The organism is Paenibacillus wynnii (assembly GCF_000757885.1).
GTDB classification, from domain to species: domain Bacteria; phylum Bacillota; class Bacilli; order Paenibacillales; family Paenibacillaceae; genus Paenibacillus_AQ; species Paenibacillus_AQ wynnii.
Genome location: NZ_JQCR01000003.1, coordinates 1,229,996 through 1,255,468, shown reverse-complemented (window position 1 = coordinate 1,255,468; position 25,473 = coordinate 1,229,996). Strand labels below are relative to the sequence as shown.

The 25,473-nt window shown below is 44.9% G+C and carries 21 protein-coding genes; 17 read left to right on the top strand and 4 right to left on the bottom strand.

Annotated features, from left to right (window positions below; all coding sequences use genetic code 11):
• Nucleotides 1-127: 127 nt before the first annotated feature.
• The 10 genes from PWYN_RS21130 (at nt 128) to moaA (ending at nt 12,417) form a co-directional block, all read left to right on the top strand.
• On the top strand, nt 128-859 hold the full coding sequence (locus PWYN_RS21130) for a YwiC-like family protein (RefSeq protein ID WP_036655947.1): 732 nt from the start codon (nt 128-130) through the stop codon (nt 857-859).
• A 175-nt stretch (nt 860-1,034) separates the two neighbouring features.
• Nucleotides 1,035-4,709 (top strand): nitrate reductase subunit alpha, encoded by a 3,675-nt coding sequence (locus tag PWYN_RS21125; protein WP_036655945.1) that lies wholly within the window; start codon nt 1,035-1,037, stop codon nt 4,707-4,709.
• The gene (gene narH, locus PWYN_RS21120) at nt 4,699-6,237 is read left to right on the top strand and encodes a nitrate reductase subunit beta (RefSeq protein ID WP_036655943.1); all 1,539 of its coding nucleotides are present in this window, start codon (nt 4,699-4,701) and stop codon (nt 6,235-6,237) included. Before PWYN_RS21125 ends, narH begins: the two co-directional genes overlap by 11 nt.
• Nucleotides 6,230-6,805: a nitrate reductase molybdenum cofactor assembly chaperone gene (gene narJ / locus PWYN_RS21115; RefSeq protein WP_036655941.1), complete on the top strand. Its 576-nt coding sequence runs from the start codon at nt 6,230-6,232 to the stop codon at nt 6,803-6,805. Before narH ends, narJ begins: the two co-directional genes overlap by 8 nt.
• A complete protein-coding gene (gene narI / locus PWYN_RS21110; protein WP_036655939.1) occupies nt 6,792-7,481 on the top strand; it encodes a respiratory nitrate reductase subunit gamma in 690 nt (229 codons plus the stop codon). Before narJ ends, narI begins: the two co-directional genes overlap by 14 nt.
• 18 nt (nt 7,482-7,499) lie before the next feature.
• Entirely contained in the window at nt 7,500-8,003 is a 504-nt protein-coding gene (locus PWYN_RS21105) for a GAF domain-containing protein (protein WP_240479805.1), read from the top strand.
• Nucleotides 8,000-9,079, top strand: a complete 1,080-nt coding sequence (locus PWYN_RS21100) for a sensor histidine kinase (protein WP_036655937.1) — start codon at nt 8,000-8,002, stop codon at nt 9,077-9,079. The genes PWYN_RS21105 and PWYN_RS21100 overlap by 4 nt, the downstream gene beginning before the upstream one ends.
• Nucleotides 9,076-9,723 (top strand): response regulator transcription factor, encoded by a 648-nt coding sequence (locus PWYN_RS21095; protein ID WP_036655935.1) that lies wholly within the window; start codon nt 9,076-9,078, stop codon nt 9,721-9,723. The genes PWYN_RS21100 and PWYN_RS21095 overlap by 4 nt, the downstream gene beginning before the upstream one ends.
• Before the next feature lie 129 nt (nt 9,724-9,852).
• Nucleotides 9,853-11,355 carry a nitrate/nitrite transporter gene (locus PWYN_RS21090; protein ID WP_036655933.1) on the top strand — a complete coding sequence of 501 codons (1,503 nt, stop codon included), beginning with the start codon at nt 9,853-9,855 and terminating at the stop codon, nt 11,353-11,355.
• Between the two features lie 45 nt (nt 11,356-11,400).
• Nucleotides 11,401-12,417 carry a GTP 3',8-cyclase MoaA gene (moaA, locus tag PWYN_RS21085; protein WP_036655930.1) on the top strand — a complete coding sequence of 339 codons (1,017 nt, stop codon included), beginning with the start codon at nt 11,401-11,403 and terminating at the stop codon, nt 12,415-12,417.
• 173 nt (nt 12,418-12,590) lie between these two features.
• Here moaA and PWYN_RS21080 read toward each other — a convergent pair whose 3' ends face one another.
• From PWYN_RS21080 to PWYN_RS21070, 3 genes are all read right to left on the bottom strand, one after another.
• Entirely contained in the window at nt 12,591-13,328 is a 738-nt protein-coding gene (locus tag PWYN_RS21080; RefSeq protein ID WP_036655927.1) for a DsbA family protein, read from the bottom strand.
• A gap of 96 nt (nt 13,329-13,424) precedes the next feature.
• Nucleotides 13,425-14,183, bottom strand: a complete 759-nt coding sequence (locus tag PWYN_RS21075; RefSeq protein ID WP_036655925.1) for an HAD family hydrolase — start codon at nt 14,181-14,183, stop codon at nt 13,425-13,427.
• A 43-nt stretch (nt 14,184-14,226) separates the two neighbouring features.
• Nucleotides 14,227-15,144: an ArsR/SmtB family transcription factor gene (locus PWYN_RS21070; RefSeq protein WP_036655923.1), complete on the bottom strand. Its 918-nt coding sequence runs from the start codon at nt 15,142-15,144 to the stop codon at nt 14,227-14,229.
• 182 nt (nt 15,145-15,326) lie between these two features.
• Here PWYN_RS21070 and PWYN_RS21065 point away from each other — a divergent pair, with 182 nt between their 5' ends.
• The 6 genes from PWYN_RS21065 (at nt 15,327) to PWYN_RS28300 (ending at nt 21,826) form a co-directional block, all read left to right on the top strand.
• On the top strand, nt 15,327-16,463 hold the full coding sequence (locus tag PWYN_RS21065) for an MFS transporter (protein WP_036659039.1): 1,137 nt from the start codon (nt 15,327-15,329) through the stop codon (nt 16,461-16,463).
• A gap of 89 nt (nt 16,464-16,552) precedes the next feature.
• Entirely contained in the window at nt 16,553-17,278 is a 726-nt protein-coding gene (locus tag PWYN_RS21060) for a phosphonate ABC transporter ATP-binding protein (protein WP_036655920.1), read from the top strand.
• Nucleotides 17,279-17,307: 29 nt separating this feature from the next.
• On the top strand, nt 17,308-18,603 hold the full coding sequence (locus tag PWYN_RS21055) for a hypothetical protein (RefSeq protein WP_036655917.1): 1,296 nt from the start codon (nt 17,308-17,310) through the stop codon (nt 18,601-18,603).
• A complete protein-coding gene (locus PWYN_RS21050) occupies nt 18,596-19,294 on the top strand; it encodes a response regulator transcription factor (RefSeq protein ID WP_036655916.1) in 699 nt (232 codons plus the stop codon). Before PWYN_RS21055 ends, PWYN_RS21050 begins: the two co-directional genes overlap by 8 nt.
• Nucleotides 19,291-20,706, top strand: a complete 1,416-nt coding sequence (locus tag PWYN_RS21045) for a sensor histidine kinase (RefSeq protein WP_036655913.1) — start codon at nt 19,291-19,293, stop codon at nt 20,704-20,706. The genes PWYN_RS21050 and PWYN_RS21045 overlap by 4 nt, the downstream gene beginning before the upstream one ends.
• Before the next feature lie 34 nt (nt 20,707-20,740).
• Nucleotides 20,741-21,826, top strand: coding sequence for a GNAT family N-acetyltransferase (locus PWYN_RS28300; protein ID WP_052088244.1), 1,086 nt, complete (start codon nt 20,741-20,743; stop codon nt 21,824-21,826).
• A gap of 268 nt (nt 21,827-22,094) precedes the next feature.
• On the opposite strand, the gene PWYN_RS21030 is transcribed toward PWYN_RS28300, so the two are convergent.
• Nucleotides 22,095-23,321: a glucose-1-phosphate adenylyltransferase gene (locus PWYN_RS21030; RefSeq protein ID WP_036655912.1), complete on the bottom strand. Its 1,227-nt coding sequence runs from the start codon at nt 23,319-23,321 to the stop codon at nt 22,095-22,097.
• A 214-nt stretch (nt 23,322-23,535) separates the two neighbouring features.
• On the opposite strand from PWYN_RS21030, the gene glgB reads away from it, so the two are divergent.
• Nucleotides 23,536-25,473 carry a 1,4-alpha-glucan branching protein GlgB gene (gene glgB, locus PWYN_RS21025; RefSeq protein WP_036655909.1) on the top strand — a complete coding sequence of 646 codons (1,938 nt, stop codon included), beginning with the start codon at nt 23,536-23,538 and terminating at the stop codon, nt 25,471-25,473.

Genomic DNA, 25,473 nt, shown 5'->3' with positions numbered 1-25,473 from the left:
AACTTTACTTTCTCTGAGCACTACAATTTTTGCAAGCAAATGTGCGTAGGCGCATAAGGGAGTTAAATCCGGTGGTTTATGATATTTCTAGCATATTCATTTTAGGCCTTTAGGGGGTAGTGATGCTATGAAAACCAAAGGGTTTGTGATCCCACATGAACACGGCGCGTGGGCGATGGTCAGTGTTCCTTTTCTATTCGGGATGATGGCTGGGCAACCGCAATGGCTGCACTTGCCGTTATTTATGGGGTGGTTATTCCTATATTTATCTTCGTATCCATTTCTTCAATTATTAAAAAGGACTACTAACCGTGAGCATTGGTTGAGATGGGGACTGATTTACGGAGCGATTTCTCTTCTTTGCTTGATTCCGTCAGTAATTCTTAACCCGTCATTATTTTATTTCGGACCCTTGCTGCTAGGACTGCTGATGATCAATATTTGGCATACCAAACATAAGTCCGAGCGAGCGATGCTGAATAATATTTGTGCCATACTAATCTTCTCTGTTGGAGGACCGGCAGCCTACTTACTAAGTGGGGGAGGCTGGGATCGAACGATGGCTTTGATCATGTTGTTCAGTTTCTTACACTTCATGGGCAGTGTGTTTTTTGTGAAATCCGTATTTCGTGAACGAAAGAACCTGCGTTGGATTAACTATTCACGAATATATCATGTTGTTGTGCTCATCATTCCTTTTATAGTGGGACTTCCATGGTTGTTCATTGCATTTATATTCTCTACGGTACGGTCTTTCATTTTCGCGGGTGAAATCGTGAGGCCTTGGAAAGTGGGGATTATTGAAATTATCGGTGCTGTGCAGTTTTTAGTGCTTTCTGTTGCAATCATTCAACAATGATTGATATACATAAATTGATGGGCCCATGCATTTGAGCATGGGTCTTTCTGCTGTATATATAGGACTTTCCCTAATAGGAACCCACCGCGCGCTATTTGATAATGGATGTATAAGAATAGGCAATTATTTGATCCCCCAAATCCTTGTCATTCTACCGAAGGAGTGGTCATATCCAATGAAGGGAAAGTTTGGACTAAAGTTCTTTAAACCTTTAGAAAGCTATTCGGATAACTGGTCTGTGCTCGAAGAGAAAAGCAGAGATTGGGAGGATATGTACCGAAAGCGCTGGTCTCACGATAAAGTGGTGCGGACGACTCACGGAGTAAACTGCACGGGCTCGTGCAGCTGGAAGGTATTCGTGAAGAATGGAATTATAACCTGGGAAAATCAACAGATCGATTATCCCTCCTGTGGACCGGATATGCCTGAATTCGAACCCCGCGGCTGTCCTCGCGGCGCTTCATTTTCCTGGTATGAATACAGCCCTCTTCGTGTGAAATATCCATATATGCGGGGGCGGTTATGGCGGTTATGGAAACAGGCCTTAAGCGATACCGCAGACCCTATTGCAGCTTGGGCAAGTATTGTTGAAGATCCTGAGAAAGCTACCTCCTATAAAAAAGCACGCGGCAAAGGCGGTCATGTACGCGTATCCTGGCAGGATGCAAACGCATTAATTGCAGCCCAATTAATTTATACGATTCGCAAATATGGACCTGATCGGATTGCCGGTTTCACACCTATTCCTGCCATGTCTATGATTAGCTACGCGTCAGGTGCACGTTTTTTAACTCTAATAGGCGGACAGATGCTCAGTTTTTATGATTGGTATGCGGACTTACCGCCAGCCTCCCCGCAAATTTGGGGCGAGCAAACGGATGTGCCCGAATCCAGTGACTGGTATAATGCCGGTTATATCATGATGTGGGGCTCAAATGTGCCGCTAACACGTACACCGGATGCGCATTTTATGACTGAGGTTCGTTATAAGGGGACAAAGGTTGTCTCCATTGCACCGGATTATGCCGAAAACGTAAAGTTTGCGGACAATTGGCTGGCCCCGAATCCCGGGACGGATGCAGCAATTGCCCAGGCGATGACGCATGTCATTCTTAATGAATTCTATAAAGAGCGTCAGGAGCCTATGTTCCTGAACTACGCAAAACAATATACAGATATGCCTTTTCTTATCTTGTTGGAGGAATATGAGGGAGATTACAAGGCAGGTCGCTTCTTACGGGCAAGTGACCTTGGAGGTACCTCACAGCATGCAGAGTGGAAGCCCGTCATTTTTGATGAAGCAACAAGTGAGATTACGATTCCGAACGGAACGGTCGGCCAACGCTGGGAAAAGGATAAGAAATGGAATCTCATCTTGGAGCGTGAGGACGGCTCAGTAATTCAACCAGCCATGTCTGTTGAGGCCCACGATTCGGATTGGCAGACCATTATCTTTCCTTTCTTTGATAACTCTGCTAACGGAACCTTCAAACGTCCCATTCCAGCTAAAAAGGTAGTCATGGCGGACGGTTCAGAGCGACTAGTTGCCACCGTCTTTGATCTTATGATGAGCCAATACGGTGTGGCACGGACGGGTAGTGATCTGGAGGCAAAAAGCTACCAAGATGAAGCCTCTTTCTACACCCCAGCTTGGCAAGAAAAAATAACAGGTGTCAAGCCATCAATAGTCGTGCAAATCGCTCGTGAATTTGCCCAAAATGCGCTGGATACCGGCGGTCGCTCGATGATCATCATGGGTGCTGGGATCAACCACTGGTTCAACAGTGACACCATCTATCGCTCGATCCTTAACTTGGTTATCCTTACAGCTTCACAAGGGGTTAATGGCGGTGGCTGGGCGCATTATGTAGGTCAAGAAAAGTGCCGTCCGATTGAAGGCTGGTCCACAGTAGCCTTTGCCAAAGACTGGCAGGGACCGCCGCGTCAGCAGAATGCCACTTCGTTTTTCTACTTTGCTACGGATCAATGGAAGTATGAAGAGATGGGTGCCGATTCTTTGAAATCGCCAACGGGGGGGGACATTCGGTACCAACATCCGGCAGATTATAATGTGCTAGCTGCTCGCTTAGGCTGGCTCCCATCCTATCCGCAGTTTAATAAGAACAGCCTAGTTTTTGCGGAGGAAGCTGCGCAGCAAGGAAAGACGACCAACGAGGAGATTGTAAAACTTACGCTGGAGCAAATCACCTCCGGTGATACTCGCTTCGCCGTTGAAGACCCGGACGCACCGGAAAACTTCCCGCGTTCCCTATTTGTATGGCGTTCAAATCTCATATCAAGCTCTGCCAAAGGACAGGAATATTTCATGAAGCATTTGCTGGGTGCGGCAGATGGATTGTTGTCTAATCCAAACGAGGATGAAAAACCGGAGGAAATCATCTGGCGTGACAATGTCGAAGGGAAGCTGGATCTGCTGGTCGCACTGGATTTCCGGATGACCTCCACACCGATGTACGCAGATATTGTATTACCTGCGGCTACCTGGTATGAGAAAACAGATCTGTCATCTACGGATATGCACCCCTTTGTGCATCCTTTTAATCCGGCGATAGATCCTCTTTGGGAGTCACGTTCGGACTGGGATATTTATCGCGGTCTTTCACAAACCTTTTCGGAACTAGCTAAAACCTATCTTCCGGGCATTTATAAGGATCTAGTTACTACACCTTTAGGGCATGACTCTGTGAGTGAAATTTCTCAACCCTACGGCGAAGTAAAGGATTGGCGGAAGGGTGAAATAGAAGCCGTTCCCGGGAAAACAATGCCTCATTTGTCGATAGTAGAACGGGATTATACGAAAATTTACGATAAATATGTAACACTAGGCCCTCTTCTTGCTACAGGCAAGGTGGGTGCTCACGGGGTCAGCTTTTCGGTAGCAGAGGAGTATGAGGAGTTAAAGAAAATTAACGGAACCTATTTCGATGAAACGATCAAAAATGGGCTGCCAAAACTTCATACGGCTCGTCAGGTTGCCGATGCCATTCTGAATATATCCTCGGCTACGAACGGAAAGGTGTCGCAACGAGCTTGGGAATCAGCAGAACAGGACACAGGGGTGGCTCTAAAAGACATATCAGCTGACCGCGCAGCCGAAAGGATTACGTTCCAAAGCATCACTGCTCAGCCGCGTGAAGTCATACCAACACCTGTCTTTAGCGGTTCCAATAAAATGGGCAGACGTTACTCACCGTTTACCACGAATATTGAAAGGTTGGTACCTTTCCGAACCTTAACAGGTAGACAACATTTTTATGTGGATCATGAGATTTTTCTGCAATTTGGAGAAGCATTACCTGTGTACAAACCGACACTTCCACCCATGGTATTCGGGCCGCGGGACAAACAAATTATTGGAGGCCAAGATTCGCTTGTCCTTCGTTATTTAACACCGCATGGGAAGTGGAATATTCACAGTACTTATCAGGATAATCTGCATATGCTTACTCTTTTCCGCGGAGGACCAACGGTCTGGATCAATAATGACGATGCTGCAGCCCATGCTATTGAGGATAATGATTGGCTAGAGGTGTACAACCGTAATGGGGTAGTGACTGCACGAGCGGTAGTGAGTCATCGTATGCCAAAAGGAACCATGTTCATGTACCATGCGCAGGATAAGCACATTAACGTACCAGGGTCTGAGATTACGAACGATCGCGGGGGAAGCCATAACGCACCAACGAAGATCCATGTCAAGCCTACTCAGATGGTAGGGGGATATGCACAGCTTAGCTATGGATTTAACTATTACGGTCCAATCGGGAATCAACGGGATGTTTATGTAGCTGTCCGCAAAATGAAGGAGGTGAACTGGCTTGAAGATTAAAGCACAAGTAGCTATGGTAATGAATCTGGATAAATGCATCGGCTGCCATACGTGTAGTGTGACCTGTAAAAGCACATGGACCAATCGTTCGGGTGCCGAGTATATGTGGTTCAATAACGTGGAGACCAAACCGGGTATAGGATATCCAGTTCGCTGGGAGGATCAGGAGAAGTATAAAGGCGGATGGACGCTCAAAAAAGGCAAGCTGGAGTTGAAGTCGGGAACTAAGTTATCAAAAATCGCATTAGGCAAAATATTTCACAACCCGGACATGCCGGAAATGAAGGACTATTATGAGCCTTGGACTTATAACTATGAACATCTAACCCAATCCGGGGAGAAAAAACATCAGCCAGTGGCTCGTCCCAAGTCTGTCATTACGGGAGATACCATGGATTTGAAATGGGGTCCTAACTGGGAGGACGATCTGGCGGGTGGTCACGTAACCGGACCGAAAGACCCGAATATCGAGAAGATTGAAGAGGAAATCGTCTTTAATTTCGAGCAGACTTTTATGATGTATTTACCGCGTCTTTGTGAGCATTGCTTAAATCCAAGTTGTGTAGCTTCATGCCCATCAGGTGCCATGTATAAGCGTGACGAAGATGGAATCGTATTAGTGGATCAAGAGGCGTGCCGGGGCTGGCGCTATTGTATGACAGGATGTCCGTACAAAAAAGTCTATTTCAACTGGCAAACCAATAAGGCGGAGAAATGCACCTTCTGTTTCCCGCGGATTGAGGCTGGACTTCCTACCGTTTGCTCCGAAACCTGCACAGGACGCATTCGTTATCTCGGTGTGCTTTTATACGATGCTGATAAAGTATTAGAAGCTGCATCAACGCCGGATGAGAAAGATTTGTATCAAGCCCAGTTAGACCTGTTCCTTGATCCGAGTGATCCTGCTGTCATCGAGCAAGCGCGTAAGGATGGAATATCGGAGGAATGGATCGAATCCGCTCAAAACTCACCTGTCTATAAATTAGCTATTGAATATAAGCTCGCTTTCCCGCTTCATCCTGAATATCGCACACTGCCTATGGTCTGGTATGTGCCGCCGCTTAGCCCGATCATGAATTACTTCGAAGGCAAGGATTCGATCGAGAACCCGGATATGATCTTTCCGGCGATAGAAGAGATGCGTCTACCGGTTCAGTACTTAGCCAATTTACTGACCGCAGGAGACACCGTTACAGTGAAGGAAGCCCTTCAAAAAATGGCAATGATGCGTTCCTATATGCGTGCCAAATCTTCCGGGAAACCCTTTGATGCAAATCGTTTGGTAAGAGTAGGTCTAACTGCACATCAGATTGAGCAGATGTACCGTCTGTTGGCCATTGCTAAATATGAGGACCGATTTGTCATTCCAACCTCGCATAAAGAGAATCATATGGATGTTTACCGTGCACAAGGCTCTGAAGGCTTTGGACTGGAATGCAACGGCTGTGGGCCTGTAAGTCCGACGGTTGGCAAAAGCGGTCAAGAGCTTTATGAAGAAAATTTCTATGGGGGAATATGGCGTGATTAATCTCGAGAAGCTGTATGAGCGTAAACGTGTGTTCGGATTCTTCGTGCAGCACTTAACCTATCCCGACAAGCTTGACTATCACCCCTCTGTTCTGGAGGAGTATATAGATTCTTCTAACCCTGTATATGAATATATAAAAAGGTTTTGGGATCGTATGCATCAATACAGCATGGAGGAAATCGAAGAAATGTATGTGCATACCTTTGACTTTCAGAAGAAATCAACCTTGTATATGACCTATTCTAAACTGGAAGAAGCTAAGGAACGCGGGCAAATGCTTGCGAATATCAAATCAGTCTACCAAACCTATGGGCTTCATATGGCGAATGATGAGTTGTCTGACTATCTGCCGTTGATGTGCGAGTTTCTATACGCTGTGGATTGGAGAGGTGACCCACGGGCACAAGAGAGTCTGGGACTGATCCTGGCAGTCATGGAGGACGGGACCTATCATCTTCTTAAAGCTTTGCAGCAGTTTGATAGTCCTTATTATGATTTGATAAAAGCACTTCGTGAAACCTTCAAGGCTTGTGTAAGGCAGGAGGCATCTATTCATGAGCATGGTTGATCAATTCCTATGGGTGATATTCCCCTATATGTGTATGGTTGTATTTGTGGTAGGTCATATCTATCGCTATCGTGTAGATCAATTCAGCTGGACAGCTAAATCTAGCGAATTCATAGAGAAAAAACAGTTGAGAATCGGTAGCATGATGTTCCATCTAGGGGTTATGCCGGTCATCGCCGGACATATCGTCGGGCTGGGGATTCCAAAGTCGTGGATGCATGCGATAGGTGTAACGGATCATATGTATCATTTTGGAGCCCAGTATATTGGAGCTATATTTGGTTTTCTAACGCTCGGTGGTATGGTCATTCTTACGTCCCGCCGTTTCACCCATAAGGGGGTACGTAGGCTAAGCTCTGTATCGGATCGACTAGTTAATGTATTGCTGCTCTTTATCGTATTAATGGGCTTGTACAGTACTATTTTCGCCGGTAAAAGTGTAGAGCCCGCTTTTGATTATCGCTCCACCATATCGGTCTGGTTTCGTGATTTATTAATTCTACGTCCTGATCCCCTATATATGCTGCAGGTACCGATTACCTTTAAGATTCATATTTTGTCCGGGTTTCTGATCTTTGCCCTGTGGCCTTTCACCAGACTCGTACATGTATGGAGTGTTCCATTGAATTATGTGGGTAGAAGTTATATTCTGTATAGAAAGAATCGTAAACATTAAGGGTAGAAGAAGAAGGCAATGGCTGCCTTCTTTTCTTCATCCAAGGGAGCCCAGGATATGAATGATGAGCCGAGGTATAATTACCAGAAGGAGATTAACAACCTTCGAAGCCAATTTGGCTTGGACTTTGTGTCAGTTGCATTAGTGCAGCCTGCTGAGGATCGGTTTGTCCTAACTTGGCAATTCGTTTCCGGAAATATTAACAATCGATATAAACGGATTGTACTTCAATCAGGCAGAGGGATCGCCGGTGTAGTATTCAAAACGGGGAAACCCCTGCTTATGAAGAATGTAAATATGGATATCGGAGCCAAAGACTTATTTAATTACCCCATTATAGTGGCGGAACGACTTCAAAGCTTGGGAGCACTCCCCCTATGGAGCTATAACCGCGTAATGGGTGTACTGTTATTCGGCTTTCGTCAGGAGAATGCCTTAACCGAGGCTTTGTTTCATTTGATCCAAGAGGAGATTGGCCCCGAATTTGGTTCCCTGTATGCAAAGGAGAGGGTAATAGAATGATCCCACTCACCGATGATAGGTTGACTATATTGTTAGGTAAAATGTATGAAAATAGCATTGAAGCAATCTTTTTTATTGATAGGGATGGTAAGGTTCTGGCTATGAATCCGGCTGCTGAAAACATACTTGATACCGATGTAATCGAAAGGATGTACCGAAAAGAAGAAAACTCACTTTGTCAGTCCTGCCAAGGTTATATGAGCGAACAAGAGGCAATGTCCTGCTGCAATTGTTATTTGGTAAACTCGAAGGAAGACTTCTCCTCTTTCCAGGTTTATTTAAAGACACGGAATCAGGGGGTTGTTCCTTATGCAGCCAGTTGTCATATGATTGATGAGACTAGCGGAACCCGTATTTTCATGCTGCTTAATCTAACCAAGCAATTTCAGACACAGGAAAAGTTATACCAGTCGAAGATGCTGAAATATATTATTAAGGCTCAGGAAGATGAACGCAAACGCATTTCTCGGGAGCTGCATGATAGTGTGGCTCAAGAATTGCTTAGTTCACTGGTTGATTTGCGTGTCATCAAATATATGAACGTCAATGAGGATGTTCTGCGGAAAATACAGCAAACCGAGATTTCCATTACAAGGCTGCTCGATGATATCCGCCATTTGTCTGTTGAGCTGCGTCCGGCTTCGTTAGATGATCTGGGTCTAGAAGCAGCCTTCCGTTCACACTTCAAAGGTATCGAAAAGAATTACGGAGTACTCATTGATTTCTCAGCAGAACTATCAGCTGCCCGTTATAGCAGTGAAGTTGAAACAGTAGTGTACCGAGTTTGTCAGGAAGCCGTGTTGAATGCGCTTAAGTATGCAGACACAGATCAGGTCTATGTTAAATTATTTGAACAGAACGGATATCTACAGCTAATTGTACGGGATGAGGGGGGCGGCTTTATTCTGGATTCCGGTGAAGTGAAAGGTACCGGGCTGGGTCTATATGGAATGCGGGAACGGTCGGAATTAGTGAATGGCCAGTTGACTCTAATGTCTGATATCGGGAAGGGAACTACCATTCAACTATACATTCCGCTGGCAGAGGTTAGAACCCGGGAGGAAGCCCTTCAATGAGAATCGTTATTGTGGATGATCATGCTGTTGTTCGGAGCGGATTTTCAATGATACTAAACTATCAGGCGGATATGGAGGTTGTGGCGACTGCTGCGGACGGCAGGGAAGCCTACCTGATGGTAGGAAAGCACCACCCAGATATCCTGTTAATGGATTTAAGTATGCCCCCTGGTGAAAGCGGACTGATCGCTACGGGAAAAATAAGCAGTGATTATCCCGAGACCAAAATCATCATTCTAACGATGTATGATGATGAAGAGTATTTGTTTCATGTACTTAAGAGCGGCGCTTCAGGGTATGTATTGAAAAATGCACCGGACGAGGAGCTGCTTTCTGCTATACGTATGGTGTATAAAGGCGGGACTTATATTCATCCGCAAATGGCAACCTCATTGGTCAAAGATTATATCAAGAAGGATCAGGGAAGCAACGAGAACGATCCTTATAAAATTCTATCCACGCGTGAAACGGAAATTCTGCCTCTAATCGCTAAAGGTTATGGGAATAAGGAAATCGCTGAAAAGCTGTTTGTATCGGTAAAAACGGTTGAAGCACACAAAGCCAAAATTATGGAGAAGCTTCAATTGAAAAGCCGTCCAGAACTTGTAGAATATGCCCTTCGAAAAAAACTGTTTGATTTCTAAATGAGATATAGGGGTTCCCTCATGAGAATTAAGGGGGAATCCCTATTATTTTTTGGGAAGATTCATCTAAAATAGAGTTGGGGGATCCACATAGTTGTCATTCACTATACTGGGAAAAGGTGATTCTGGATGATAAGGAAGCTACAGTTACCGCTTCAAACGTTGAATCTAATCGTAGGTTTTATGGTATGGGTTATTATTTCAGCGCTGCTTCCGTTTATTCGGGAGGATATCCAAATTCCGGCGGAGAGGCTTGCGATGGTCACAGCTATTCCTGTCGTCTTAGGATCGATTTTAAGAATACCGCTTGGTTATTACGCTAACATTTTAGGGGCACGGATTATTTTTTCAGCAAGCTTTATCCTACTGCTATTTCCGGTGTTTTATATTAGCGTAGCTTCTTCCTATATGGACTTAATTATTGGCGGATTGTTTCTGGGGATTGGTGGTGCCGTATTTTCCGTTGGTGTAACTTCGCTGCCCAAATATTACCCCAAGGAAAAGCTCGGCTTAGTAAACGGGATTTACGGTATAGGCAACATTGGTACGGCGATTACGACCTTTTCTGCACCACTTATTGCTACACAAATAGGGTGGTCAACGACCGTGAAGCTTTATCTTGTACTATTGCTTATTTTTGCAGGGTTGAACATCTTTTTGGGTGACCGGCATGAGACGAAAGTTACAACACCTATTGTTGAACAAATAAAAGCCGTTTATAAAAATGATAAGCTCTGGTTCCTATCGATATTCTATTTTATTACGTTCGGATCGTTCGTAGCTTTTACTGTATATTTACCGAACTTCCTGGTCTCGCATTTTGAACTTGAAAAAGTGGATGCAGGGATTCGGACGGCTGGTTTTATAGCTGTAGCTACCTTCCTCAGGCCAATTGGCGGCTGGCTAGCCGATAAGTTGAAACCGCTATTTTTACTAATGGGTGTATTTATGGGTCTAACACTCGCGGGAATTGTGTTGGCTTTCTCACCTTCCATTGGACTGTATACGGTCGGCAGCTTAACTATTGCCATGTGTGCTGGCTTAGGAAACGGTATTATTTTCAAGCTCGTTCCTCTGTATTTAAATAAACAGGCAGGGATCGCGAATGGAATTGTCTCGATGATGGGCGGCTTGGGCGGATTTTTCCCACCTCTGATGCTAGCTTTGATTTATTCTATAACAGGCCAATATTCCATTGGTTTCATGGCATTGTCCCAAGTCTCATTTGCCAGCTTTGTGCTTGTGATATGGTTGTATTATCATGAGAAATTAGCTCTATCGTCCGAAGTCTTCCGCTCTACGGGCCAAGGGATTTTGGTGACGGATGCGAGCGGGAAAATAAATGCTGTCAATCCTGCCTTCACACAGTTAACAGGGTATTCTGAGCAAGAGATCATCGGGCAAAATCCGAGCGTACTTCAATCTGGGAAACAAGCTCAGGCCTTTTATGAAGAGATGTGGAAGGTCATTAAACAGCAAGGGAGTTGGCAGGGGGAGATCTGGAACCGTAGAAAAAGCGGGGAAGAGTACCTGGAGCTATTAACCATAAATGCTGTGAAGGATGCTACAGGAGAAGTGATAAGATATGTAGGAACCTTTAGTGATATCTCCTTCCAAAGGAGTGGAGCATAGAATCTAAAAGATGCTCAGCGTAATACCAACTGGAGGGATTAGGTCGTGGGAACAGAGATATTGAAGGATCAGCTACAGCGTCCGATTCGTGATTTGCGCATTTCAGTCACAGACCGCTGTAATTTACGCTGCCAATACTGTATGCCTAAGGAAATATTCGGGGATGATTATGCTTTTTTACCTGAAAAGGAGCAGTTGACCTTTGATGAGATTACGCGTCTGGCAGATTTATTTGCTTCACTCGGGGGGAAGAAGATTCGCCTGACTGGCGGTGAGCCTCTAATGCGTCGCAATCTGGCGGAGCTGGTGCAGAGGCTCGTTCAATTAGAAGGAATAGACGACATTGGATTAACGACCAATGGGATGCTGCTGAATGCACAAGCACAGGATTTATATTATGCAGGCTTGCGCCGGTTAAACATTAGTTTGGATGCACTGGATGCCAAAGTTTTAGCGGCAATCAATGGCCGAGGAGTTAAGCCTTCGGTCATTCTGGATAATATAGAATATGCGCGAAGCATTGGATTTCAAATTAAAGTGAATATGGTGGTACGAAGGGGGATGAACGAGCAAGAAATCCTGCCGATGGCTACCTTTTTTAAGGAGTATGGAGTCACACTCTGTTTCATTGAATTCATGGATGTTGGGAACGACAATGGATGGAACCTCGAGAGTGTAGTTTCGAAGCAAGAGATCTTTGATCATCTGCAAGCGGAATACACCCTAGAACCCGTAGAGCAGAATTATTATGGGGAAGTGGCAAAACGTTACCGCTACAAAGGCAGTAAGTCTGAGATAGGCTTCATCACGTCGGTGTCCGAATCGTTTTGTTCAACGTGTACGCGTGCTAGGTTGTCCTCTGATGGTAAGATGTTTACTTGTTTATTTGCTGAACAGGGCTTTGATTTGCGTGATTTAATTCGAGGTGGAGCCTCTGATTCGGAGGTGCTGGCAACCATTCGCCAGGTATGGGAACAACGTGCAGACCGATATTCGGATGAGCGGGCCACACACACGGATAAATCTCGCAATAAGATAGGAATGTCTTATATCGGGGGTTAACAGTATAGCTCTTCTTTTGAGTAAGACTTAGTTGTTGTGAATGGACGCTCCGCGAACGGAGCGTCCTCTTGGAAACCGACGTAATTCTTACTCTAAAAGAGAGGGGGTGTCCCAGCTGCCATTTTGTATGGCTTCTTGGACACCCCCTTATTACTTTAGTGGTGATTAAATGATTAGTTGCTGGCCGAACCTAACTGCTGATCTATGGCAGCACTCAAACTCTCGTAGGAAGAGTCCTTCAGAAGAACGCCGTTAACCATGAATTGAGGGGTGCCGTTCACACCGAATGATCCGGCGATCTTGAAATCCTCTTTCACGTCGTACATATAAGTTTGGTTCTTAAGGTCCTTCTCGAACTGAGCATAGTCGATGCCATCGATATTGTTCTTGACGAATTTCAGAATGAATTTTTCAGTTGCCCAAATTTCACTCTCATCACCCTGATTGGCATACAGCTTATGAACATAATCCCAGAACTTCTCATTGCTTTGCTTATAAATAGCCTCACCCGCACTGGCAGCCAGATAGGAGTCACGATCCAGGAAGGCGAAGTTCATGAAGAAAAACTCTACTTTACCTGTGTCTACATAATCTTTGATGAATTGATCCATATACTTCTCTGTCCATTTCTTGCAGGAAGGGCATTTGAAATCGGCAAACTCAATCACTTTTATAGTGGCGGTATTGCTGCCGAGATGAGGTTGCTTTTCATATTTCAGACCATCTACAACAATTTTACCTTCTACCTCGGTGTAATTCGGTAAATTGTCCAGGGCAGAGGTATCACTACCCGCTCTGTCTTTGATGAGGATAAGTCCACCAATCAGAATAACGACGACTAGTGCAGCTATAAGCATCGGAACAGCATATTTATTCTTGGAACTTGTCTTTGAATTAAAGCTTCTCTTCATAATATTTCCTCCTGCGCAATGATATCTACTGAACTCAAACAGTATAATCATTCAAACGCAAGATGAATATGCCATTTCTTACAAAAGTCTTATTAATTATCCGTGGTGCTTGTGCTGCTGCTGTGCAGATGACCGGATAACAGGTGGAACCTCGCTGATGGATGAAATCGTTAATACGGATTGCTGCATTTCACGTTGCAATTCGATTAAATTGTAAAGCCATTCATTTTGCTGCTTCAAATAAATGCTGTTAATCCCTGCCGTAACTGCAGGTAGTACATCGGTACGCAGGGAATTGCCGATCATCCAAGTGCGTTTACGGTCAAATTTATGACGTGTTAAAATCTCCTCAAGAGATTCTACATTTTTATGCTGGCGGATAAATATACGATCATCAAAATAGGCGTCCAGCTTCATTTGTTCAATTTTGCGCTGCTGGATCGTGTCGTCCCCACCCGTGTACAAAAATAGGTGATGACCTTCCTGCTTCAAGGTATCCAAGGTTTCTACCATGCCAGGATAAGCCTCAATTTCCTGATCGTATACACTCAGACCCAGCTTCATTAGCTGCTGCTCCTGAAAATTCTCAGCAGGACGATTATATTTAGTGCAGAAAAAGCGGTATGTCGCAATTAGAGATTTAGGGAAATTGTCACTGGCTAAGCCGCTCATACTAACGGTTTCTACATCAATCTCCACTTGCTTGCTGCGGAGTTCTGCGGTGGTTGGACCAAAATCCGCGAACCAGTCGGTCATCATCTCGAAATATTGGCCCAGAATGAGGTCAAAATATTTGTTGCAGTGGACCAATGTGTCGTCCAGGTCGAAGATTACTTGTTGAGTCAAATATTTCATATCGCTCACTCCTTATCTATATCTATAGCTGTACTTATTCATATTATAAACGAATATACGATTCGAGGAACATTTGCAACTCCGATGCCCCGTCTGGACGGATACTGAACCGTTCATTGTGTTCATCTCGCAAATGGATACGCAGCAGCCCGGCTACCCGGAGCATCATCAGATGATGCATCAGCATATCACCGGATTGATTCAGCTCCGATTGCATTTCCCATAGCGATTTCGGTTCATGGGCCACATACCGCAATAATTTGAGTCGGTTAGGGTCGGATAGCGCCTTGGTCATACGCAGTAGCACCGTTGGAGGCTCATCCTCATTCTCAACGGGGACATCAACAGGATACTGGATTAGCATTAGTGTTTTGTAGAAGCAATAGGTATTAATGGGGCGGTTATGTACGGTGGGCAACAGAACAATAGTCTGCAGGTCCGGAATATCTTCAATAACAACACCGCCTGAGGCATACTCTATCAAGGCTATTGGATCCATCTTACTTTGAAGCATCTTTTTCTCGGCTGCGTCTTCAATTAATAAGGGGAGAATCTGGTTCTCCACATGACGGAAATATTGTTCATGCCACAGTCGCAGCAGCGGGCTGTAGCTGCTCTTGATTCGATAGCATTCCTCTAACGAAAAGTCTGGCAGAAAAGGAACTAATCTCTGATACCATTCATCTATAGAAGCCGACTCCAGCTCGTCCAGGAATTCAAGCACGTTCGATGCAGGTCCGCCGCTGTATGCACAGGCATACAACACATCGTAATCATTGAAGGGCCAATCCGCTGCTTGAAGCAGTGCGGCAACCTTTTGAGGGGGAATTCGGCTCTCTACGTCACGGACCCAATCGGGTCCAATATCGAGATTAGAGATCCATTTCCTTGTTACGTATAACATGAAGCTGTCGATCAGCTCATACACCGGTGAGACATCGATTTTCAATTCGTATTTCATGAAGCATACATTCCTCCCAGGAAATCTGTCACTTCTATATATTATCTCTTGTTTTGAAGGAGGTTGTCCACTATAATGTTGGGTGTTTGCCAATAGATCTAGAGAGTCTAACCATTGTATAACCTAGGGGGATACCATTCGTGTCAGGTCTTACTTCTTCAACTACGAACCAGAATAGTAAAATGCATTATCTTATTCTTATCACCGTTATTGTATCGGCAGGTCTAAGTCAAGGACTGTTGCTTCCGGTTCTCTCCATTCTTTTGGAGCAGCAAGGGGTTTCGTCTTCTCTCAACGGCTTGAACGCCGCTTCATTATATATCGGTTCTTTCGCTATGACTCTGATTGCAGAACGTTTATTGGGTGCCATTGGTTTCAAAAAACTGATTGCCTCCGGGCTCAGCCTTGTTCTGATCTGTTTGCTGCTATTCCCGGTGCTATCCGGGATCAAAGTCTGGTTTATCCTTCGCCTGTTGGTAGGTGTTGGGGACTCAGCTATTAACTATGCTGCCCAGTTATGGGTACTGCTAATGACACCTCCGGAACATCGCGGACGTAATCTATCTTTGTATGGGATGTCTTACGGACTTGGATTCAGTCTCGGGCCGGTCGGAATTAGTCTGCTCCGCTTTGGTCAATCGGTTCCGTTTATCGTCTTAGCTTTTTTATTTCTATTAGTACTCGTGCTTACTGCAACTAAATTGCCTCATTCCCGTCCGGATAAAGTAGAAGGCGGGGAAGGACAGGCGAAGCGCTTTGGACGAAGCTACAGTCTAGCTTGGTATGCCTTAATTCCAGCACTCTTATACGGATATATGGAAGCAACCTTGAATAGCAACTTTCCTGTCTACGGACTGCGAATCGGATATAGTGAGAATCAGATTGCAGCGTTGCTGCCTTTTGCGGGAATCGGCGGTTTACTGCTGCAGCTTCCGCTTGGTTTGTGGAGTGACCGATTCGGTCGCAAAAAAATTCTGATGTTGTCTGGAGTTGTCGGAGGTCTCGCCTTCACACTGCTGCCTTTGGCTAAGGATAACTTTTCATTAACTTTTCTGCTCCTTATGTTTGCCGGAGGATTCGTGGGCTCTTTCTTCTCATTAGGACTGGCCTATGCGGCCGATATTTTGCCGCGGAACCTGCTTCCGGCAGCTAATGTGGTGTCTTCTTTTCATTATAGTGCCGGAAGTATAGTCGGTCCTGGTATCGGCGGCTTGCTGCTGGAATATGGCTGGGGCGGCGGTGTTTTTGGACTCATGGGAGTTTTATACATTATGTTCGGCTTGATGGGGTTATTATTCTCGCCACGCCTAAAGATTTGAGGTAAGATAAGAACGAGTGCTCGCATGGAATTTGATCTCACTTTCCAATACACTATATAAGTAGAGATTAGGATAGGGGAGACGAAGTAATGATTAAAGTTGAACATCTAGCAAAAGCCGTAGGAGAAGATAAAAACCCAGTTTTGAAGGATATTAGCTTTCAACTGGAAGAAGGAGAGCTTGTCGCCTTATTAGGGGGAAGTGGTAGCGGTAAGTCTACGTTGCTCCGTTGTTTGGCCCTTCGGGAGAAATGGGATAGCGGAACCTTTAAGGTGGATGGTGTGAATATTCTGGGTAAAATCATTGGAGGCAAGCGAAAGATACGCCGTGAATGGGCATATTTAGAGCAGAATGCTGAACTAAACCCAAACCGTACTGCGCTCAAAAATGTATTGGTCGGCCAATCCGCACAGACGCCGATTTGGCGTATGGTTACCGGTATGGTTCGTTCAGATGATTATATGGGTGCCATGGATGAGCTTGATGCACTAGGCCTGCTGGATAAGGCCAAGCTGAAAACAAGCCAGTTGAGCGGTGGTGAGCGGCAGCGTGTAGCCATTGCCCGTGCATTGACCCATGGAGCCAAAGTGATTTTGGCGGATGAACCAGTGACAGGTTTAGATCCGAAATCGGCTGAGAAAGTCATGGATTCGCTGCGTAACCTTTGTAAGGAAACAGGATTAACTATTGTGACAGTTCTGCCCTTGGAACTAGCTGAACGTTATGCTTCTCGTCTCTGGGTATTGGAAGACGGTAAGATCAAGCATGATGTGAAAGGCCGCCGTCTAACTTCTCAGGAACGGGTTAATCTTTAAATCTCGAACCATGGAAAAGAGGGATCAAATTGAAATTACGAGGTATGCGGCATTTACTGACAGTACTACTCGCAATGTCTGTGCTATCAGGCTGCACTTCCTTTATAAGTGATCCTGTTTCCCGGATGACAATGCCGGAACTTTCCGAGGATAAGGCAACACTTATGACCGCTATTAATACATTGAAGCCGGTAGGCTCCTTATTAATACGACCTACTAATGATGATGACAGCTCCATTTTCACCGAGGATTTGAATGACGATGGAGTACCGGAAACGATAGTCTTTTATCAGACCCCCGGGGAAGCGGTACAGATTCATGGAATGATCCTTGAGAATCAGGGAAGCACGTGGGTGAAGAAGCTTGTATTCGACGGAGAGGGAACGGTTCTGGAATCTGTCGTGTTGAAGGATTTAACTAATGATGGGAAGCTGGATATTGTGGCGGGATTTTCCCGAGGGGATGAAGGTCTTCAAAAGGGGCTAGTTGTCTATAGCTACTCAGGATCTTCACTTGGAGAAGTACTTCAGCTGTCTTACACGAAGTATGTCATAGATGATTTGAACGGGGACGGCATTGAAGATATTACTGCAGTTTCACTGAAACGCAATGAGATAGCAACGGTTACGACCTATCAATATGCTGATGGTTTCCAACAGCTCGATAAACTGGATACACTAGATCCGTATATAAATAATTATTACAACATTGTCGCAGGAAAAGTAGCTGAAGATAAAGAAGGTATCGTTCTGGATGCTGCTGTAAATGCACATTCCGCTTCAAGCTATATTGTAGTGATGGAGAATAACAAGCTGCGCGTAGTGGTTGGCGGGAATGATCGAACCTTTAGGGATCGCCGGATTCTAAGTCAGGACATTGATGGTGACGGAATTATAGAGATCGGTATTCTGGAGGCACCCAAAGGCTGGGAATATTTCGATCCGAACGTAATCCCTTACTTTACTTCGTATTACAAGTGGGATGGAAAGACCGACATCATTTTTTCAATGCAGCAGTATCGTGATCCATCTGACCGTTTTTATATCGATTTTCCTCCGGAATGGTATGGAAAGGTTACATTAGATACGAAATCCATCCAAGATGAATACCTCAAATTCATGATGTCCGATTCAGGTGAGACGGTGGCGGAGGTGTCCTTCTTCTCGCTGAATGAATGGGAACGGGTGAAGGATAAGGGTTGGGAACTATGGGGTAAGGACACCGACAAGGTTATCGGTTATCGCGGAAAGCTTGAGCAGACTATTAGCGGGGAGAAAAAAGCAAAAAATGCTGCCCCCATGGAGAGGAAGGGAATAGATGAGTAAAGTATTAATCCTGGAGGATGAGGATTCCATCCGCAGTTTTATTGTGATTAATCTTAAGCGCAACGGTTTTGAGGTGCTGGAGGCTGCTGATGGAAATGAAGCCTTGCACAAGCTTACAACAGTCCCTGATATTGATATTGCACTGTTGGATGTAATGGTTCCTGGAATCGATGGCTTCGAAGTGTGCAGACGCATACGGGAGACGAATGAACGCCTTGGCATTATTTTTCTGACAGCTAAAGTGCAAGAACAAGATAAGGTATACGCTCTTTCTGTGGGAGCAGACGATCATATCAGTAAACCGTTCAGTCCTACGGAACTAATCGCCCGTATCCAATCGCTGCTGCGCCGGGTTAATGTTCATCGAGAGCAATCGGCTAAAGTAACTTTCCAATCGGGGCCGTATACACTTGACCTTATATCCAAGCAGTTCAAGCGGAACGGGGAAGCTATAGAACTTACACCTACAGAATTTTCATTGGTTCAATATTTCCTTGAGAAAGAAAATACTCCGCTAAGTCGTGACCTGCTGCTGGATCATGTATGGGGCAAAGAATATATGGGTGATCCGAAGATCGTTGATGTGAACATTCGCCGTCTACGCCAAAAGATTGAGAACAATCCTTCAGATCCGGAGTTTTTACAAACCGTATGGGGGCACGGTTATAAGTGGAAAGGCCAAGGACAATGATTAAGAAGGGGATGCGCAGACAGATCGTCCTGCACTACATTCTTGTGGTCTTCTTGGCGCTTCTCCTGGTGGAAGTTATTTTTTTGTTGGCTATCCGTACCTATTATTACGAAAGCATATACAGTACAATAACTACCCATATCAGTACAGCAGAGGGATATTTCCATAAATATCAGCTCTCTGGGGAGAACGTTCCCTTACAAGAGGTGCTTGATAGCTTTACGCTTTCCAATACAGAACTGCAAGTGCTGACACTTGATGGGAATATGATTACCAGTTCTACAGGCTTTCAGCCAGATCGGTCTATAACTACAAGCGATGTGCCCGAAGCAGCAGGGGGCGGCATAGGTCGATGGGTAGGCAGACAGCCAGGAACCAACGAGAGTGTGATGGCGGTTTCTAAGGTACTGCAAATTCATGGCAAGGATACCTTCGTGCTGAGATATTTAACCTCTGTGGCGGGAATTAACGCTGATTTACTAAATCTCTCCTTACTGTCAGTGGGAATTGGTGGTGCTGTTCTCGCAATCGTAGTTATATTCAGTTTTGGCTTGGCAAATTCTATAGTAAAGCCTCTTAATAACATTACTGCCGTATCAGCACAGATGGCTAAAGGCAGGTTCAATACAAGAATTAAGGGGAATTACAAATACGAGATTGGCGATTTGGCCTCGACGCTCAATTACATGGCCCAAGAAATTGTCCGCAGTAACCAAATCAAAGATGATTTCATCTCGTCCATATCACATGAGCTTCGAACTCCCCTTACCAGTATAAAAGGATGGAGTGAGACTTTAATTTCCGGAGGTTATGATCCCGAAGAAACGAAGCTGGGAATGGGTATTATCTCTAAAGAGAGCGACCGGCTGATTGGTTTAGTGGAAGAGATTCTTGATTTCGCGAAACTGCAGCAGAATGAGATGAAGCTGTCCATGGGTACGGTTAACGTCAAAGAGTTACTTCAGGAGACTATTCTTAACGTGTGGGCGAAGGCCGAGAAGAGAAGGATCCATCTGCGGTTGGAGAGTGAAGAGAGCATCTTTGTAAAAGGGGATGCCAATCGGTTGAAGCAGGTTTTTCTTAACTTGGTCGATAATGCCGTGAAGTTCTCTCATGAGGATTCAATTATTGGTCTATCCGCAAAGCGATTCTCGGAGACTGAGGCCATTATGACCGTGCGAGATGCCGGAATAGGGATCAGTGAAGAGCATCTTTCGAGAGTACGGGATCGTTTTTTTCAGGTCGATGCGCTTAATGGAGGAACTGGCCTGGGGTTGGCAATTTCACAGCAGTTGGTTGAGCTCCATAATGGCCGCCTAGAAATGAACAGTGAGCTTGGTAAGGGAACAGAGGTCATCGTCATTCTCCCATTGGTGGATGTCCCACCGGTGATAACCCCAACTGAAGATTAAATGATATCTACAACTAAAAAGAGGGGGCAGTGATATGGAGTTAAATACTGCTGCTGAACTTAACCGCTTCTCTCAGAGCCCGATAACTATTGTTCGCGGTGAACCTAGCCGGGCGGGTGAAATTTTATTGCTTCTGCAGGATGCAGCGAGATGGATGGAAAGTAAAGGAATCAAACAATGGACACCCGGCCAGTTTAACGAAGCGGACATCGTCGGTTATTTTGAGGATAGAGAGGTCTACCTTGCGTTAGAGAAAGATGAGATTATCGGACTTTTTACTCTGCAGTTCACGGATCCCCAGTATTGGGGCCCAAGGAATGATGATTCGTATGCCTATTTGCATCGGTTGACCGTTGCAAGATCCTATCGGGGATCCGGGCTGGGCAGTAAAATGCTATATTTTGCAGCCGACTTGGCGATCGAAAGAGGCCTTAAAGGTCTGAGATTTGATACTGTGGCCCATAACGTGAAGCTTAACAGGTATTATCAAAGTCTGGGTTTTCATTTTATGGGTTCCAACGATATGGGCGGAGGGCGACTGGTAAACCTGTATGAGAAGTTTAAGGATACCGGTGATGCAGATGAGATTATACTTCAATATTTTGGCGAGGCTGATTTTGAGTATTTAAAAAGCTGGGCGGATTCACCAGAGTTCTTGAAGCAGTGGGCCGGCCCGTCCTTGTCATTCCCTATTGAGGATCAAGAGTTGATTAAGTACATCACTAACGCTAATCACTCAGTAGATTCTAACCTCTTAATCTATAGCGCCGTACATAAAGCTTCCGGTCAAGTGATAGGCCACATCAGTCTTGCCGCGATTGACCGAGACAACCGTTCCGCAAGGGTGGGGAGAGTTGTAATCGATCCGGAATATCGGGGCCGGGGTATAGGTCTTAGAATGATGCAGGAGATGCTGCGTATTGCGTTTCAAGCGCTGGAACTGCACAGGGTATCCCTTGGTGTATTCGACTTCAATACTTCGGCACTGAAATCCTATGAAGCAGCAGGATTTCGTCGTGAGGGCCTCCAGCGAGAGGCGGCAAGGTTCACCGGTGGTTATGTGGATTGTATCGAGTTGAGTATGCTGGATAGAGAGTGGGCACAAATTTACAAATCCTAACTATAATATACTTAACAGTGTACATCCAGACACAATGGCGGCCGCCACAGCTTTTTCCACAAGCGTTCTATCCTCTCTGCTACTTTCAGTGGATTTTATTTTAAAATATTACCAAAAAAGTAAAAAACTAGCCAGTGTCCATTAACCCGGAGACTGGCTAGTTTTTTAAATTCAACATACTGTGAACTGCAAAAGGTGTCTTACTCGTGAAAAGTAGTGAAAAGGAACGAAAGGGAAATCTGGATACAAATTTATTCAAGGGCTTCAGTTATGAAGGAAGACCTTCAGCACGCAGGCGTTCGGCTTTATCATAGATATCCTGCAATAGACGTGAAGGCTGTGTCCGAACTACAGGTTTGGCGACAACAATCTCATGAGGTCCAACAACCACTATCTGATCTGCACTACCCTTAATTATGGCACCGTCCTTAATCACTGCACCTTCACCGATAATAGCATTTTCGATTTGAACCCCGCGTCCAATGCGTACTCCCGGCATAACTACACTATGTTTGACTGTGGACATTTTCCCGATCTCAACGCCTCCGAATACAACGGAATGCTTTAGGCTTCCCTCTGAAATACAATGTTCGTTCACCAATGAACTGTTAGCCGGGCTCTGCGCTCTCGGCTTGTGAACAGCTAGTTTATCTCTTCGAGCACGACTATACATCGGCCAGCGTGCGTTATCTAACTGCCAACCATTATTTGACTGCAACAAGTCCATATGTGCTTCCCATAAGCTGCTTACGGTACCCACATCACGCCAGTAGCCCTTGAAGCGGTAAGCGAATAGGTCATCTTTGCCATCAAGCATGTATGGAATAACATCCTTGCCGAAATCATGGCTTGACTTTGAATCAGCGGCATCTCTTAACAAATGTTCCTTCAAGTAATCCCAGCGGAAAATGTATATTCCCATAGAAGCTAGGTTACTCTCCGGCACTTTAGGCTTCTCGGTGAAGTCGGAAATCTTTAGGTTACCGTCGACATTCATGACACCGAAGCGGCTGGCTTCTTCCCATGGTACCTCCAAAACGGAGATGGTGGCCTTAGCATTTTTTTGGATATGGTAATCCAGCATTTGGCGATAGTCCATATGATAGATGTGATCAGCGGACAATATAAGTACATGCTCTGGATTGCGGCTGTCAACAAATTGAATATTCTTATAAATAGCATCGGCAGTTCCCGAATAAGTTTCCTTACCTTCCATTCCGGCAGGAAGAAGGGTTACCCCTTTATTAGGATTTCCACCATGGAGACCCCAAGGCTCACCTTCACCTATGTGGCTATGAAGTGAGTCTGCTTTGTATTGAGTTAGAACGCCTACAGTGTCAATCTTTGAATTGACACAATTACTGAGAGGAAAGTCAATGATTCTATACTGACCTCCGAATGGGACTGCAGGCTTTGCCATGTTGGAAGTTAAGGGAGCTAATCTTCGTCCTTCTCCCCCTGCCAAAAGCATGGCGATGCAATCTTGTTTACTCATTTGTTGTCCCTCCCATTTTTTTGTCAATGCTTGTAAATAACCGGACTTCATCCACTTGAAACGACATAGGTGAAATATATTGATATACATCAAGAAAAATTACATTAATTATTTTCTTGATGCAAAAAAAATTTCTTTCACGTCAAATCATTTTCAAATGGGACTGTTTGGGGTAATGTAATAGGTGCATCCTATATATTAAGGTGGTGATGAATTGGCAGAGCGACTAAGTACAGGAACTATTCCGTCCCCTGATGATATTTACTTATTTCATGAGGGTACCCATTATCGCAGCTACAACCTTTTGGGAGCGCACATAGCCGTGGAAGAAGGCATCCCCGGTGTGCGCTTTACCGTGTGGGCTCCTCAGGCGACATATGTAGGACTAGCTGGTGATCATAATGGCTGGGACGGAAGTCATGAAGTGGATTCATTATATAAGATACCCGAATCAGGATTTTGGAGTCGTTTTTTTCCGGGTATGGGTGTGGGAATTTTTTACAAGTATAGAATAATTGCAGCAGACGGTTCCAGTTTTTTAAAAGCAGATCCTTATGCATTCAAGTCAGAAGTTCGTCCGGCTACTGCGTCGGTTGTGGCAAATATAAGCGGGTATCGCTGGGGTGACGGGGCGTGGCGCCGTAAGAACAAATCTCCATATAACAAACCCCTCAACATTTACGAAATGCATTTTGGAACATGGCGTCAAAAAGAGGATGGAGAGTATTATACGTATAAGGAAATGAGCGAACTGCTAATTCCTTATTTACTTGAGATGAATTATACACATGTGGAATTTATGCCTCTTGCTGAACATCCTTATGATTTGTCATGGGGTTATCAGGGAACGGGCTATTACGCTGCGACCAGTCGTTACGGTGAACCGCAGGAGCTTATGTATTTAATTGATTGCTGTCACCAGGCAGGAATCGGTGTCATTCTGGATTGGGTTCCGGCCCATTTTGCCAAGGATGCCCATGGGCTTCGTATGTTTGATGGTTCTCCCGTATACGAATATGCTGACCCTTTGCTGGCAGAGAGACCGGGATGGGGAACGCTGTCGTTTGATTTCAGTAAGCCTGAGATTGCATCTTTCTTAATTTCCAATGCTCTATTCTGGTTCGATTTGTTCCACATTGACGGAATGCGAGTGGATGCTGTCACCAGTATGCTTAGGCTGGATTTTGAGAAAAATGAAAATCAGTACCGACGTAATAATAACGGTGGGCTCGAGAATCTGGAAGCCATTACATTTCTGCAAAACCTCAACAAGACCATTTTCGAAAACTATCCGCAGGCTTTGATGATGGCAGAAGAATCCAGTGCTTGGCCAGGAGTAACCTCTCCGGTACATGAGGGTGGTCTCGGGTTCAATTACAAATGGAACATGGGCTGGATGAACGACACCCTGGGGTACATAGAACATGATTTCGGGGCGAGACCTTACCATCATAATTTGCTAACTTTCCCCATTTGCTATGCTTATTCAGAGAATTACACCCTGCCTTTGTCTCATGATGAGGTAGTTCATGGCAAGCTATCTTTACTAAATAAGATGCCGGGGAGTTACGAGCAGAAATTTGCGGGTCTTCGTCAACTGCTAGGATATCAAATCACACATCCCGGCAAAAAGCTGCTCTTTATGGGCGGTGAATTTGGTCAATTTATCGAATGGAAAGATCAGGAGGGGTTGGATTGGCTTCTCTTGAATTATGAAAGTCACCGCCAGATGCGGTCCTTTACGGCAGATCTGAATAAGCTGTATCTGTCCGAAAAAGCTTTATGGGAACTGGATCATGACTTGGGTGGATATCAATGGATTAACGCGGATGATAACGGGCAAAGTGTAGTTTCTTTTATCCGTAAAGGTAAGAAGCCTGTTGATACGCTGTTGATTATTATCAATTTCCAACCCATTGAACATGCTCAATATCGGATTGGAGTTCCAACTGCTGGAACCTATGAAGAGATTTTCACTTCTGAAAACACCGCTTATGGTGGTACTGGAATTCTCAATGCTCCGCTGAAGAGCGAAAAGTTGGAATGGCACAATCAATTGAACAGTTTGGAAATTACTCTACCGCCGCTTAGCTTTCTGGTACTGAAAAAAGTCGGGCGCAAGCGGAAAAACGAAGTTACGGAGCCGATTTAA